At 41.8% G+C, this 14378-nt stretch carries 13 protein-coding genes; 6 read left to right on the top strand and 7 right to left on the bottom strand.

Annotated features, from left to right (window positions below):
* Window positions 1-115 precede the first annotated feature (115 nt).
* Window positions 116-1882, top strand: coding sequence for a methyl-accepting chemotaxis protein (locus H580_RS0111630; RefSeq protein WP_051217425.1), 1767 nt, complete (start codon window positions 116-118; stop codon window positions 1880-1882).
* 129 nt (window positions 1883-2011) lie between these two features.
* On the opposite strand, the gene H580_RS0111625 is transcribed toward H580_RS0111630, so the two are convergent.
* Window positions 2012-3004, bottom strand: a complete 993-nt coding sequence (locus tag H580_RS0111625) for a proline dehydrogenase family protein (RefSeq protein WP_245583550.1) — start codon at window positions 3002-3004, stop codon at window positions 2012-2014.
* A 124-nt stretch (window positions 3005-3128) separates the two neighbouring features.
* On the opposite strand from H580_RS0111625, the gene pdxR reads away from it, so the two are divergent.
* Entirely contained in the window at window positions 3129-4529 is a 1401-nt protein-coding gene (gene pdxR, locus H580_RS0111620; RefSeq protein WP_028594935.1) for a MocR-like pyridoxine biosynthesis transcription factor PdxR, read from the top strand.
* A 97-nt stretch (window positions 4530-4626) separates the two neighbouring features.
* Here pdxR and H580_RS0111615 read toward each other — a convergent pair whose 3' ends face one another.
* The 3 genes from H580_RS0111615 to H580_RS0111605 all read right to left on the bottom strand — a co-directional run bounded on the left by H580_RS0111615 (window position 4627) and on the right by H580_RS0111605 (window position 7014).
* On the bottom strand, window positions 4627-5238 hold the full coding sequence (locus H580_RS0111615; RefSeq protein ID WP_028594934.1) for a DedA family protein: 612 nt from the start codon (window positions 5236-5238) through the stop codon (window positions 4627-4629).
* A gap of 356 nt (window positions 5239-5594) precedes the next feature.
* Entirely contained in the window at window positions 5595-6524 is a 930-nt protein-coding gene (locus H580_RS24095) for a sulfurtransferase (RefSeq protein ID WP_245583549.1), read from the bottom strand.
* A gap of 190 nt (window positions 6525-6714) precedes the next feature.
* Entirely contained in the window at window positions 6715-7014 is a 300-nt protein-coding gene (locus H580_RS0111605; protein ID WP_028594933.1) for a hypothetical protein, read from the bottom strand.
* A 241-nt stretch (window positions 7015-7255) separates the two neighbouring features.
* Here H580_RS0111605 and motA point away from each other — a divergent pair, with 241 nt between their 5' ends.
* Window positions 7256-8047 (top strand): flagellar motor stator protein MotA, encoded by a 792-nt coding sequence (gene motA / locus H580_RS0111600; protein ID WP_028594932.1) that lies wholly within the window; start codon window positions 7256-7258, stop codon window positions 8045-8047.
* Window positions 8040-8852 carry a flagellar motor protein MotB gene (locus H580_RS0111595; RefSeq protein WP_028594931.1) on the top strand — a complete coding sequence of 271 codons (813 nt, stop codon included), beginning with the start codon at window positions 8040-8042 and terminating at the stop codon, window positions 8850-8852. Before motA ends, H580_RS0111595 begins: the two co-directional genes overlap by 8 nt.
* 106 nt (window positions 8853-8958) lie before the next feature.
* Here the strand turns inward: H580_RS0111595 and H580_RS0111590 are convergent, their stop codons facing one another.
* Window positions 8959-11286 (bottom strand): PAS domain S-box protein, encoded by a 2328-nt coding sequence (locus H580_RS0111590; protein ID WP_028594930.1) that lies wholly within the window; start codon window positions 11284-11286, stop codon window positions 8959-8961.
* 384 nt (window positions 11287-11670) lie between these two features.
* Here H580_RS0111590 and tadA point away from each other — a divergent pair, with 384 nt between their 5' ends.
* A complete protein-coding gene (gene tadA / locus H580_RS0111585; protein ID WP_245583548.1) occupies window positions 11671-12180 on the top strand; it encodes a tRNA adenosine(34) deaminase TadA in 510 nt (169 codons plus the stop codon).
* Between the two features lie 11 nt (window positions 12181-12191).
* Here the strand turns inward: tadA and H580_RS0111580 are convergent, their stop codons facing one another.
* The gene (locus tag H580_RS0111580; RefSeq protein WP_036605142.1) at window positions 12192-12371 is read right to left on the bottom strand and encodes an aspartyl-phosphate phosphatase Spo0E family protein; all 180 of its coding nucleotides are present in this window, start codon (window positions 12369-12371) and stop codon (window positions 12192-12194) included.
* A gap of 336 nt (window positions 12372-12707) precedes the next feature.
* The gene (locus H580_RS0111575) at window positions 12708-13769 is read right to left on the bottom strand and encodes a hypothetical protein (RefSeq protein ID WP_028594927.1); all 1062 of its coding nucleotides are present in this window, start codon (window positions 13767-13769) and stop codon (window positions 12708-12710) included.
* A gap of 386 nt (window positions 13770-14155) precedes the next feature.
* Between H580_RS0111575 and H580_RS0111570 the strand changes: the two genes are divergently transcribed.
* Window positions 14156-14378: HTH domain-containing protein (locus H580_RS0111570; protein ID WP_028594926.1), on the top strand; the 223-nt coding region annotated here is incomplete at its 3' end.

Here is a 14378-nt window from a genome sequence, read left to right as displayed (position 1 = left end):
TATGTTAGCATTAACATAAATATTTCAATCCATAATATTCTTATTTTATGCAATATTAGAACTTCTATTTATTAGATTCACACAATTACCATGAAAATAAGGGGATAATAGAGAGATGAAACAACAAGGGAAATCCATTCGCTTAGGAAAGGTTTTTCAGAAAATATCTATTCGTACCAAAATACTAATTGCCGTCGCTGTCGCCCTTTTAACAAATCTTTTTATCGGGGGAACTGGCTTGTACAATCTTTATAAAGTACAAAGCACACTGGAAAAAAGTCTGAATGTTCACGCACAAAATACCGAACTTATACGGGCAGTTGGTATCGATCTTTATCAGTGGATAACGGCTGAAAGATCGCTTCATATGCATGAGCCCGGGACGGATAAGTTTAAAAGCCAGCTCGAATATTATGAAAAGCAAAAAAATCAGGCCCATTCAAGATTTAGTGAATATACCGCCAACAATTTATCTCTTCCCAAAGAAATGGAACTTATCGAAGCTTATAACAAGTCTAGGGGAGAGTTTGAGGCCATTGCGGATCGTGTTCTACAAGACATCTCGTCCACAGATCCTGCTGTACGCCAACAAGGTATTCAACTTTCCTATGGTGAGGCATATGACAAGTTTAATAGCATGGAAGAAAACCTGGATGCAATCGGCGAACTTTATAATGAGGAAAATGAACGGATGCGTACTGAAGTCAAACAAGACTATCAGCGTTTACTGTGGTATACCGTTATCATTATCTTACTATGTGTCCTACTCAGTTCGCTTCTAGGCTGGGGTATTATTCGCTCTATTAACCGTCCAATTAGCCATTTGCGTGACAATGTGAAACGAATGGCAGAAGGGGATCTTACGGTGCAAATTCAGTCTATGGCGGAAGATGAGCTTGGTGCACTATCTAAAGACTTTAGAACAATGATCGACCAAACCCAGTCACTCATTGCCACGGTAGGTAGTTCCATACAGGATGTTAGTGAATCTGCCGAGGAATTGAGTACGATCTCAGAGGAGACGACCGCTACGAGCGAGAGTATTCAAAAAGCTATTGTAAATATTGCAGATGGTGCAGCTCTCCAAGCTTCATTGACAGAGGCAGCACACCAGCGTACGTTAGAATTGTCTAATAATATTGAACGAGTTAGTGAGAAGAGCAAGGAAATTAACGGCCTATCTTCTCAAGCCGAACAGGTATTAGGCGGTGGCATGGATAAAGTCCGTGATCTCCAGGAAAACACTGCACAAGCCGACGAAGTACAACGCAAGGCTACTGTGGAGCTCGCCCGTTTGGCCGATAATATGAAAAATATTAGTGTCGTCGTACAAACGATTAATGAGATTACTGAGCAAACGAAGCTGCTTGCTTTAAATGCTAGTATTGAAGCGGCACGCGCAGGCGAAGCAGGACTAGGGTTCGGCGTAGTAGCCACTGAAATCCGCAAGCTAGCAACGCAATCATTTGATGCTACTGCACAAATTAAAAATACGATTTCCAGTATCAACAATGAATTCAGCAACACGTTGTCTATTATGAAAACGACTGAACAGATTGCAAGCAAACAAAGCCAAATTGTTGCTGAAGCTGGCACGGTCTTTGAATCGATGTTTGTCACTTTCGAGCAGATTGTTACTTCTATTCATACGGTTAATAGTGACATCCAACAAATTGAACAGTTAAGAAGTCATGTTTTGGATGCCATCAAAGAAATATCCAATGTTGCTGCCGAAGCAGCTGCGACAACGGAAACGATAGGTGCCTCGTCCTCTGATCAACTGGCGGCATTCCAGTCGTTACATACATCAGCAGAGCGTCTACATTCCCTTAGTGAGGTTGTCTCTACAAGTATCGGTAAATTCAAAGTGAGTGAATCATAGTTTTAGCATATATAAGGCCGGAGTTTCCAAGGGGAGACTTCCGGCCTTCACGTTTGTTCGTTTACTCCCCGATTCTCTATTCCCATGCTCTGATAAATATGAGTCCTTGTATGCCCCATGCGGAACTTTTTAATAGAGAGATTCCTTCTCTGTCTCTGCATAGAAATTAGCCATATCTTCAATTGCTTTGTATATATTCGGGGGATGCTCAGCGAGCCTGTGACAGACATATAAATACCACTCCACCCCGTACAATACATAAACTTTTGTTCGATATCCCTCATCTTTCAGCTCTTTCAGTCGCTCTGGCCTAACTCCGTAGAGCATCTCTATTTCCACATTCGGCTGCTGTAAATATCCCTTCTTCACTACTTTCTCAATAATCGCTTCGTCATGAGTAGCAATAGAGATTTGGCGACCTGAAGCAGCTACCATTTCGACTATATCTAAATACCTTTCATTCAGTTCCTCTGATCTGGGGAGTGCAACATCTGCAGCTTCTTGATAAGCCCCTTTTACAATTCGGATTTTTCCTGGATAAGCCTGAATGTCTAAATAATCATGGAGTGTCCTGTGCAAATGAGCTTGTAACGTTATCCCTACATTTGCGTACTGTTCACCTATTCTTTTATAAATATTAATAATCTGATCGATCTTCGTTGATTCCTCTGCACTAATCATAATCGTGATACCATAGCGTTCAGCTTCTTGCGCTAGTTCTAGTAAATGTTCATAAGTAAGCTGGGGATCCATGTTCATTCCCATATAGGATAAATCAAGGGACACCGTAGATTGTAAATTCGCTTGGCCAACAGTGCGAATGATTGCAAGAAATTCATCCTTTGCCGAGATACAATCTCGTACATCACGGACATTCTCACGGATACATTCCAAAGATACGCCATACCCTTTCAATAATAATTCACTCGCTTCTGAAATGGCCTCCTCTCGTGTTTCGCCTACGACAAATCGCCTCGCAGCACTTGATAACAACGGATACAAACCTTCACCACGTTGAACTTGGGATTTCATTTTTTCATTGCGGGCAATAGCCTTCAACGCCTGAGAAGCTGAAGCTTCCCATGCTGACACTGATACTGAAGTTGCTGTTCCTATCATCATTACCATCTCCCTCACACTCAAAAGAGTTTTATTAGCCACCAGCTTACCGTGTTAAAATGGATGATAACAGGGCCAATCCATAACCAAACAGAGAGTACCACTTTTATAATAAGGGACTGATCATATGACATGGATCGAGCTAGATCGTTCGTCAGGCACTCCTCTTTACCGCCAAGTTTATAAAAGCTATCGAACCAAAATTCTCAACGGAGAACTCCAAAGTGGAGAGCGCATCCCCAGTACACGAGAGCTTTCCACTCAGCTACAAGTCTCACGAAACATTATTGTTGAAGCTTATGAACAGCTATTTGCAGAAGGATATATTGAAGGACGACATGGATCAGGTACTTTTGTAGCAGAAGGAACCTACTTAGAATCGCGTCATCAAACTGTAAGTAAGTTGGAAACAGAGCTAATTAAAAAAATTAGTTCTGAGCAGCATGATTTGGTAGACTTTCGCCCCGGCATTCCTGCATTGTCCTTATTTCCACGCAAAATATGGATGCAGCTCGCGCAACAAGAATGTACGCATGCACCTGATGAAGCTTGGGGATATGGGAAACCAGAAGGACTGCTGAAACTTAGAACTATACTCGCCCGTTATTTACTTCGCACAAGAGGGGTCGTGTGCCACCCTGATCAGTTGATTGTTACAACTGGTGCTACACAATCTATTTCACTGATCACTAAGCTGCTGCTTACACACACATCCGACGTCATTTTAGAAGATCCGATTACGCATGAAATTCACACGATTTTTACCCAACCTGGGGCACGTCTATGTCCAGTACCAGTAGACCAGCAAGGCATGATTACACAAGACCTCCCGCTTCATACACAACCAGGTTTTGTTTACGTAACGCCCTCACACCAATATCCTCTTGGAGGAGTATTGCCTATACAACGACGGGTTCAGCTTATTAACTTTGCGAGAACAACCGACTGCTATATTGTAGAAGACGACTATGATAGTGAGTTTCGCTATGAAGGTGCCCCTATCAGCTCCTTACAAGGGTTAGATCCTGAGCGAGTCATATACATCGGAACCTTTAGCAAAATATTATCCCCTGCATTGAGAATTGGATATTTAATACTGCCTCCGACACTTATTAATAGGGGGCGCCATTTGAAATGGTTAACCGATCTGCACACACCGACATGGGAGCAAATGATTCTTACGCGCTTTATTGAGGAAGGGCACTTAGAGCGCCATATTGCTAAAATGAAAAAAATATATCGCAAGCGAAGAAATTATTTAGTGGGCTGCCTAACCGATAACTTCGGTGATCAGATCACTGTATTAGGACATTCTACTGGCCTTCATCTTATCGCTGAATTTTTAAATATCCAGTTCACAGCCCAACGATTAGAGGAGTTAGAGCAAAACGGTGTACGGGTATATTCTGTCGAAATTCATGCGATCGAAAAAGGAAAGCATCTGCAGCGCATCATTCTTGGTTATGGAAATTTATCTGAGGAGCAAATAAAAAAAGGCGTTCAGAGACTAGCCTCTATTTTGAAATGAATGGAGCAGATTGCAAAAAGGCTGTGACCCGTCATCATCCGACAACCATCACAGCCTGTAATCCCTTTTTTAAGGTGGATTTATCATTATTTAAAGGTTAGTTTGCTTTTTTCTTTCTTTTGAAAATGAATACGAGTACACCTAGACCCGTTAGAGCGATAAGCGCATAGACAATATTAGAGTATGTGTCCATGTAAGAAACAATCGTTTCCCATGAAGCACCGACAGCTGCTCCAACCAACACTAGCGCGATATTCCAAATTAATGAACCGACCGTTGTCAGTATCATAAACAATCCGAAGTTCATACGCGTACTACCCGCTGGTACAGAAATAAGACTGCGAAGCAAAGGAACCATGCGACAAAGGAATACCGCCCATACCCCATATTTCGTGAACCAACTGTACGTTTTCGTTACATCACTAGGAGTTAATTGCAAGAAGCGGCCATATTTACCGACAAAGCGCTCCATTCTATTTACATCAACAAGATAACCGACGTAATAAAGCGCAATGGCTCCTACGATAGATCCCAATGTGGAAGCGATGACAACACCTACGACACTCATATCCGAGTACGTTGTCATGAATCCACCAAACGTCAGAATGACTTCTGAGGGGATCGGCGGAAATAAATTCTCAATCGCGATCAATAAGAAGACGCCGATATAGCCGAAATCATTCATAATACCTGTAATCCAGTTTTCCATTATTAAACTCCTTCAATAATCAATATTAAAATACAATCTGCGTAATCTTGCTGTATCCATGTATGCAACACACAAAAAATAAAATGAATATGAAATGAAATCCATTTACTAGAGTATCATAACAACAATTATGATAGGCAACAAGTTTAGAAAAAATAGTACCTAACTATTTTAGGTACTTTACAATAAGAAATCAAATTCCATTTCATGTTGACAGTCGTTTGTACACTACATTTTCTTCCTTGCATCTTATCGACTTGTAATGATTTGAGCATACATATAGTGCAAACAAAAAAGGGCGCAACAGCCTACCTATGTAGGTGTCGCTACCCTTATTCGACGTGTTATAGTTGTATTTACCCTTCGCTGTCCTTAATTGGATCGTTCAAACTTGCCTCACCCGTCGCAACAGGAGACCGGGACTCCTCATACGAACACCAATCACTCCAACTACCAGCGTACAGCTTCACATTTTGGAACCCAGAACGCCATAAAGACAGTACATTCGGACAAGCAGTCACACCTGAACCGCAATATACAATAATCTCTTCAGCCCCATCGACAAGATGGTGCCAAACCGCTTTTTCTTCATTATTTCTACGTACGTATCCCTGTTCATTCAACCCGTCACGCCAAAATCGGTTCAATGCTCCAGGAATATGGCCTGCCTTCGGATCGATTGGTTCTACCTCACCGATATAGCGTACATGTTCACGTGAATCAATGAAACGCACAGTAGGATTGCCCAGCTTAGAACGTACATGTTCAACGCCCACCACCAGCTCGGATCGAACATTAGGTTCATAGGGCTGCTTAAGCTCTGCACGCGGACTGGCTGTACCTGCCTCGCTCACCACCCCTGCCTGCTGCCAGGCGGCATAACCTCCGTCAAGTACATATACGTCTCCTTCATGGCCTATCCATTGCAGCAGCCAAATGAGACGACTTGCCATCGCACCGCCCTGCTCGTCGTAAGCAACAACTGTATCCTGCTTGCTAATTCCATGAAGTGTTAATGTACGTGCCAACTGCTCTGGTTCAGGGAGCGGATGTCTACCCCCATGCTCCTTCCGTGAAGAAGACAGATCACGGTCAAGATCCATGTAAATAGCATTTGGTATGTGTTCAATCAAATAAGATTCATAACCTTTAGCAGGCTGGTCCAGCCAGAAACGGCAATCGACAACGTGCAGTTGCTTTTGCCCCTGCCCTTGTCTTTTCAACTGCTCTTTTAATTCCGTCACTTCCATGTACAAAGATTGCTCACTTATTCTTGAACTAACCATATACTCATCCCTTCCTCAAAGCGTTGTGAGAATAGCAATAATAGTATCGTACGGTACAACATGGTACAGCCTATCACCTAGAACAGCATTCCCTGCGTTTCTGCCTTCAGTAGAGTCTTCATTCAGTTATACCTACTTGCATCGAACTTACATTAAAATTACAAATCTAGCATATGTATTAAAGTAGAAACTATTCTTCTTTTAGGCCAACTACTGCTACTGTCTCATTGTTAAACATAAACTCAAAATGGTTAAATTCCCGATCATAATGAATGCTGCCATCTCCAATAAACTGCAGACGTTCCTTACCTAAGCCATAGAACAAATCATCGGCTAATGCCTCCATGACCTCTTTTTGCTCCTCGGAAGTCAATCCAGTCCAATCATCTTGCTCCATATCTAAACTAGTATACGCATTCGGTATGCGAATAAGCGCCTCAGACATGTCATCGAGTATCGCTTTGTAAGGTCGAGTAAAGGAAACTGCCATAATCCGTATAACCCCTCTCCTGCTGCAACATCTTATTGTCGATATTGTAGCATATGTTCAATCTATCTCCCAAATTTAACAACCTTCCTCATCCATCCTTGATTCACATCTAAATTTTTGCCCGCAATTTGCCGATAAATAGGGTGTTGCATCGCATTTTCATGTCATATCAAATATGAATACCAGCGAACGCAGCCGCAGGAAGCATCAATATTCTCATGGATGAGGTGGATGTAGGATTATGGAGAAATCTACGGTAATAGGCATAGTACTCGGTATCGTTGCCGTATTGGTAGGTATGGCCCTTAAAGGTGCCCCGGTTACCAGCCTAGTCGAGCCTGCTGCAATTATGATTATTTTTGTTGGTACGGCTGCTTCTCTCTTCATGGCTTTCCCTATGAAAGAGATTAAGAAGTTCCCGCAGTTGATAAAAATTCTCTTCAAGCAGCAGCAATTGGTCGATCGTGTACAACTAATTCAGTTATTTATGGAGTGGGCGTCCATCACTCGTCGCGAAGGTTTGCTAGCACTAGAGTCACGCATCGATGAAATCGACGACGATTTTCTACGTGGTGGAATGCGGATGATTATAGACGGCAACGATCAAGACTTCGTTCGTGATGTGCTCATGGAGGATATTAACGCAACTGAAGAACGTCATCGTGCAGGTGCGCTTATCTTCTCACAAGCGGGTATGTATGCACCGACACTCGGGGTTCTCGGGGCTGTTATCGGTCTAATTGCTGCCCTCTCTGATATGTCAGAGATGGAAACACTCGCTAAAGCAATTGCTGCGGCTTTCGTTGCCACACTAATGGGTATATTTACAGGATACGTAATGTGGCATCCAATCGCAACGAAGTTGAAGCGACTATCCGCAGCAGAAATTCAAATTCGCCTTATGATGGTTGAAGGTCTATTGTCCATTCAGTCTGGCGTATCTACGATTGCTATCAATCAGAAGCTATCCGTCTTCTTGACACCGACGGAGCGTGCAATGCTGAATGAGAAGGAGGAAGGTCGAGGTGAGTAAGAAGCACCGCAAGGAACACCATGAAGAACATGCCGATGAGTCATGGCTTATTCCATACGCGGACTTAATGACACTCTTGCTCGCTCTCTTCCTTGTCCTCTATGCAATGAGCGCTGCCGATGCACAAAAGTTCGAACAGATGAGTGCCGCCTTCAGTTCAGCATTCAACAGCACCGGTGGAGGTAGCAATATCCTCGATCATGATTCAGCTGTCCCGCTCGAACAATCATCGAAGACGCCGAAGACGATGGATAATGTAGAGATAGAAGCCGCGAAGGAACGCGCTAAAGACTTGCAAGCTCAAAAGGAACAAGAACAGTTAGAGCAGCTGCAAGCTCAATTAAATGAATATATGAAAAAGAACGGCCTATCCGATCAATTAAGTACGAAACTTAATCATTCCGAGCTTCGGATTACCATTAAGGACAGCGCCTTGTTTGACTCAGGTCACGCTGACCTAAAGGATGAGTCTAAGAAACTAGCTGAAACGATCGGCAGTATGCTGAAACCGTACAAAGGTTACCAAATTATTATTCGTGGACATACGGATAACGTCCCGATTAAAAACAGCCGCTTTGCATCGAACTGGGACCTAAGCTCTGCTCGTGCGCTTAGTTTTATGAAAGTCGTACTTGAACGCTCCCAGCTCAATCCGAAACATTTCCAAGCCGTTGGAATGGGTGAGTATCATCCTATCGTTTCGAATGATACTACGGCAGGACGTGCACAGAACCGGCGCGTTGAGGTTACCATTGTTCGTAAATACAGCAATCACAACAAAACCATTACTACACCAGTAAATTAAGAAAAAGGCTGCTCTGACGAGCAGCCTTTAACATGTTCTATACAGTTGGACGGCAACGACAGAACTCCAACTTTTTAACATTTCCCAGATACCTGCAATCCCTCTTCTAACGAATTTGGAGCTGTACCTGCTCTTCCGATAAGTACTGAGACGTCATATGTGCTGTTGGAAGTACGATTTTGACAATTGTACCTACATGCTCTTCACTAGTAATCTCCATTGTCCCACGGTGATTATAAATTATTCGTTGTGAGACCATCAGTCCTAGCCCCGTTCCTTTCTCCTTATTTGTAAAGAAAGGATCCCCTAGACGTCCCAGATGCTCAGGTGGAATACCTACCCCAAAGTCTTGAATGCTAATTCGAACATAATCCTCATTCAGCTTCTCAAGCCGTAAGACCATATCGCCACCGGTAGGCATCGCCTCTATACCATTTTTGATTACATTGATAAATACTTGCTTCAATTGATTCTCTTCGCACAGCACTAACGGTACGTCATCAAAATGTGTAGTAAATTCAATATTATGCAAATGAGCCTGACTATCTAGTAAAGATTGTACCTCACTTAAAATGACACGAAGATCCTGCTCCATAAAGCGCACAGCTTGTGGTTTGGATAAGATTAAAAACTCACTAACAATTAAATTAATCCGATCCAACTCTGACAGCATCATATCCGTATGATATTCATTCATTTTATGTGTTTGCTGTTGAAGCTGTAAAAATCCCTTCAGCGTAGTAAGCGGATTACGAATCTCATGAGCAACCCCCGCAGCAAGCTGCCCTACCGTGGTCAACTTCTCCGAGCGCCGCAACAGCTCCTCCATCCGCTTGCGATTCGTAATATCCCTCGTTATACTGGCCCACGCTATACAATTGCCGTATTCATCATAAATAGGAGAGGTACTAACGCTTACTTCTAACAATCGGCCATCTTTTGTAAGCCGCTGAGTCTCAAGCGCACCTGTCGCTCGTCCAGCTAGCAGCTGCCGCTCTACTTCGCTATGCGAATTACTGAGCATTGCTGGTATATTAGGCAGCGGTTTGCCTAACAGTTCCTCCTCAGACCATCCAAACATATCAACAAAAGCTTGATTCATCCGCTCCAGCTTTCCAGTTAAGTCCATAACATGAATCGCATCTGTTGACTGATTGATAAATGACTCTAATTGCTCCTTCATCGCTCGATTCTCTTCATACAAGGAACGAAGCCTTGTCGTGGACTGCTCCAAATTATCTGCCATTAGATTAACTCTAGATGCCAATGTGCCTAGCTCATCATTACGCTCTATCTCTAGAGGACTGTGGAACTGACCCACTGCCATCATATTAACCTTTTGCAGAATAAACTGCAGTGGACGAATGAATGTCCCCGCAAGAATATACGAACCAACTAATACGATCTCAATAAGCACAAGACCGATCGCAATATTGTGCATCAGTTGTTCGTGCAGTGTCGCAAGGAGCGGCTCCGCATCCATCACGACCCCGAGCACGTACGGCGGCTGACCATCCATTTCAATCGAAACGTAACTCTTCATTACATTCATATTTTGAATATTGGTCTGTATAAATACAGGCTCGCCGGCTGAGGCTGTTTGAATATGATGCTTGTCCTCCTGATGTTTAAAGAGATGAGAGCCATACTTGATCGGTTGGTCCTCTACCTTAATATAACGAATACCGTCACTACGTTCTGTTACTACAGCAGGTTTATCAAATGTTACTGGGTTAAAGGCCGTAACTTCCAGCAAATTTTGTTGCATCTTCAGCGTTTGCTTAATAACCGTATCCGGCCTCGTAATATGCAAAGTAGATTCTAGGTTATTATTGCGAATGAAAGGATTAAGCATATAGTCCCGCGAGCCATCGTAATAATATCCCCATTTATCATCATACTGAGGATCTGATGTGGAAGCATCAAATGGACCTGACCAGAAATTTTTGAATTTCTGTCCTGGGCCTACTGTGACCTCTCGCTGATCAAACAGCTCCTGCATAGCAGTGTACCAAAATCCCCATTCTTTTGTGGATAAACCAATTTCTTTAGGATCTGATGATTGTACAATAACAATATCGCTGCCATCTGGAGTCTTTTGTAGTAGTGAAATATGAGCAATTCCAAGTTCCTGACTTATTTCCTTCAGTTGCTCACTGCTAATCTGGTCTACATCAACAGGAAGTCGCGCATTAATATACAACGAGTCCGTGTATAACTGCTTAGCCAATAAGTCATCAATGACTCTTTCGGTCTCATACGCTTGTTCAACAGATAAAGATATTTGCTGTGTTAACGCTGCCATCTGGTCTTCCAATGCATCAACGAGCTTTGACTTCGTCGTATAATAGTTGAGTACCATATGGAGCAGCAATGCGACCAGTACCGTACATGATATGGATAATGATAACTTACCTTTAATCGATAACCGCATAATTCACCTCTAAACACAACGCAATCACGATAAAATTATTATGGTTTATTATGGAACAACTATGATCATACCTAGTCCACCCCTATTTGTCTATCGATTTCTACAAAGCTCACTTGTGTATAAAGAGTTGCAATTGATCGATATGTTACCTACAATTAGAGTTGTTATCAACATTTTATACACAGTTTGTGTGGATTAGGGATAATATGTGGATAAAGCTGTGGATAACCACATACTTATACACAGGATTATTAACATTGTGTTAACAACGAATATTTGTTCGGTGCATAAGACCTAATTTATGTCGAATCACCTGCACACTTTTGATAACATAGACCTATACGATAAATCATAACTGCTAATTAGAAAGAAGGAAACAATCGTATGACCCAACAACCATCCAATCCTTTACCTCCTGATCAAATGGAAGAGCACGAGTACTGGATGCGACTCGCTATAGAAGAAGCGAATAAAGCAGAGGCAATAGGCGAAGTCCCTATTGGTGCTATTCTTGTTCATGAAGGTACCGTAATAGGAAGAGGCTATAATTTACGGGAAACTACACATGATTCTACTGCTCATGCAGAGATGATAGCTATTCGAGAGGGAAGCGAACGCCTGCAAGCTTGGCGCCTATTGGACTGTACCCTATATGTCACATTAGAGCCTTGCCCAATGTGTGCTGGCGCCATCGTACAGTCACGTATACCGCGAATCGTGTACGGGACGACAGATCCCAAAGCTGGATGTGCTGGTACGCTTATGAATTTGCTTCAGGAGTCCCGCTTCAATCATCAATCAGAAGTAATCGAAGGTGTTCTGCGAGAGGAATGTGCTTCACTACTTATTTCATTCTTCCGTAAACTACGCCATAAAAGAAAACAACAGACCTAGCCCGTTATGGACTAGGTCTGTACAACCGTCTGCTTATGCTCTCTTTGATGTTGATAATACCTGACAATGACCTGATCAGTCTCTTCACTAATACGCAATACACGTGGATCAGTCAGTACTTCGCAATGAAGAGCTACCTCACACAGCTTCTCACGAAGCTCGTCCAGTTGCTTCAGCAGTGAGCATTTCATCGTTATCACCCACTCCTTCACTTATATTATCTTGCTGCTTTTCACCGTACCATTTATTACCCATATCTTCACTAGCACCTACACAGAATAGAAGAGAAATAGCTAGATAATGAAATAGAGTCATCCTTAAAGGTATTTTACGTTGTTTCAATAATTTGTAAATAGGGTTTAACAGATCATTAGGTATGATTTTTTTCGTCACTTTTCCTAATGCCCTTTCATCAACTCTCAACCAATTAGATGCACTCTATATTTACGAAAAAAAGAAGTGCCTAAGTCATTCTGTAGAATAACCTAGGCACTTTCTCTAATTATAATAATTATATAATTGCTGTATTAGAAGTTACCTGCTTCCAACTCTTGCATTGTAATTGTATCCGTTGGTGCTGGCTTGAATTCTTGCTTCTTGTTGATATCTTTCAACTTCGTATCGATTTGAGCACCGATTTTCATTGTTTCCCCTTCATTTGTTAGGTCAACATTAATGACGAATGCAGTGTATACAGGGTAACCGTCTTTATCGATTGCTGTAGTGAAGCTGACATCATTGATTTTAAGCACTTTCTTCATTTCGTCCAAACCTTTTTTCAGGTCGCCATCTGTAAGTGCCTTAAGCTCTTTTTTCGCTTCCTCTATCTGTGCTGCTGTTAATTCGCCACCTAGCAACTTTTTGTACTCATCCTTCGCCACTACATCAAGCAATGCTGGCAAAGCATCTTTTACAAGCGTGTTTGCTGCTTGATCAACATTTTCATTCGTAATGGAGAATTTCACAACTTGCTTCGCTTTGATGTCTTCTGGAAGCTTAGCATCCTTCACATTTACATCTGAGAAGAATGTTTTCTCATCAAACTTAGCAACGAAACTTGTATACACATCATTGTAGAACTTGTTCATAAGCTCTATATCTTTTGCTGTTGGCAAAATATCTTGACCTGCTTCTTTAGCTAGTTCCTTCATATCCATTTCAATGAATTTACCAGCCAAATCTGCTGGGAAACCAGGGATAGGAAGACTAGGAACCTTCATATACATTTTCTCGCTGTTCATCATAATTGGAAGCTTGAAGCTGAAAGCCATGTCGCCTTCCAATTTTACATCTAGATCCATTTCAGCTTGTACCGGCTCATTTTGCATTTTACCACTCACAGAAAGGCTAGCATTTTTCAACATTTGAACGACCATTCCAGTGCTTGGATCACTTTGCAGCAATGATGGTGGAAGTTGAAGGTCATTAACCTTTACAGTCGTTTCGAAGCCGTAGCTCTTCATTTCAGTCATTTTTTGCATAGCCGTCTTAGAAGCAGCCGCTGGGCTTTCCTTTTGACCACAGCCAGCAATTACTAATGTCATTGCAAATAGAAGCACAAGTGTGCTCTTCATCCATTTTTTACTCACAGTCAGATCTCCCATCCTTGTAAAGTGTCTAATTCATCAGCATCTCTATATGCCCATTAGATTTTACCCTAATTTACCTAAAAAGAAAACCGTCTATTTGAATATTTTTTTGTGAAATTTAGGGACTATTGTCCCTATTTCTCTGTACTAGCCGTAGTTTTATACGATAACAATATCAAAAATATTACAAAAACATATTATTTTACAAATATAAACTTCCTCATTTCAACTGCGATCTAGAGGTATTTACATACGCTAAAAAATAAAAAGGCACCTCACTGTTCATTGAACTGTAACCCGTAAGATGGACACTTTTAAAAAAAGTGCCCTCTTACGGTTTTTTATGTTTTAATCATAGTATTGAGAAGTAGATGAGGATGCGGATTATGAATAAAAGAATCAGAAAGAGCTTCACTAAACATGAGATAGAGTTATTGAGTAAAAATTCAAATGTATTACATGTGTCGGAAAAAAACATCACTTATTCACCAACGTTTAAGGTAGCTAGTATCCAAGCCTATCAACAAGGAAAAACACCTTTAGATATATTCTTAGATGCAGGATTTTCTACAGAGATCATCGGACGAAACACACCGAAGAAATGTTTGC

Source organism: Paenibacillus assamensis DSM 18201 (genome assembly GCF_000422445.1).
Classification (GTDB): Bacteria; Bacillota; Bacilli; order Paenibacillales; family Paenibacillaceae; genus Paenibacillus_B; species Paenibacillus_B assamensis.
This window is presented reverse-complemented; position numbering and strand designations above follow the sequence as displayed.

Coding starts and splice junctions, on each gene's coding strand:
- H580_RS0111630 (WP_051217425.1), top strand. CDS start 116: ATGAAACAACAAGGGAAATCCATTCGCTTAGGAAAGGTTTTTCAGAAA.
- H580_RS0111625 (WP_245583550.1), bottom strand. CDS start 3,004: ATGATGATAGGAACAGCAACTTCAGTATCAGTGTCAGCATGGGAAGCT.
- pdxR (WP_028594935.1), top strand. CDS start 3,129: ATGACATGGATCGAGCTAGATCGTTCGTCAGGCACTCCTCTTTACCGC.
- H580_RS0111615 (WP_028594934.1), bottom strand. CDS start 5,238: ATGGAAAACTGGATTACAGGTATTATGAATGATTTCGGCTATATCGGC.
- H580_RS24095 (WP_245583549.1), bottom strand. CDS start 6,524: ATGGTTAGTTCAAGAATAAGTGAGCAATCTTTGTACATGGAAGTGACG.
- H580_RS0111605 (WP_028594933.1), bottom strand. CDS start 7,014: ATGGCAGTTTCCTTTACTCGACCTTACAAAGCGATACTCGATGACATG.
- motA (WP_028594932.1), top strand. CDS start 7,256: ATGGAGAAATCTACGGTAATAGGCATAGTACTCGGTATCGTTGCCGTA.
- H580_RS0111590 (WP_028594930.1), bottom strand. CDS start 11,286: ATGCGGTTATCGATTAAAGGTAAGTTATCATTATCCATATCATGTACG.
- tadA (WP_245583548.1), top strand. CDS start 11,671: ATGACCCAACAACCATCCAATCCTTTACCTCCTGATCAAATGGAAGAG.
- H580_RS0111580 (WP_036605142.1), bottom strand. CDS start 12,371: ATGAAATGCTCACTGCTGAAGCAACTGGACGAGCTTCGTGAGAAGCTG.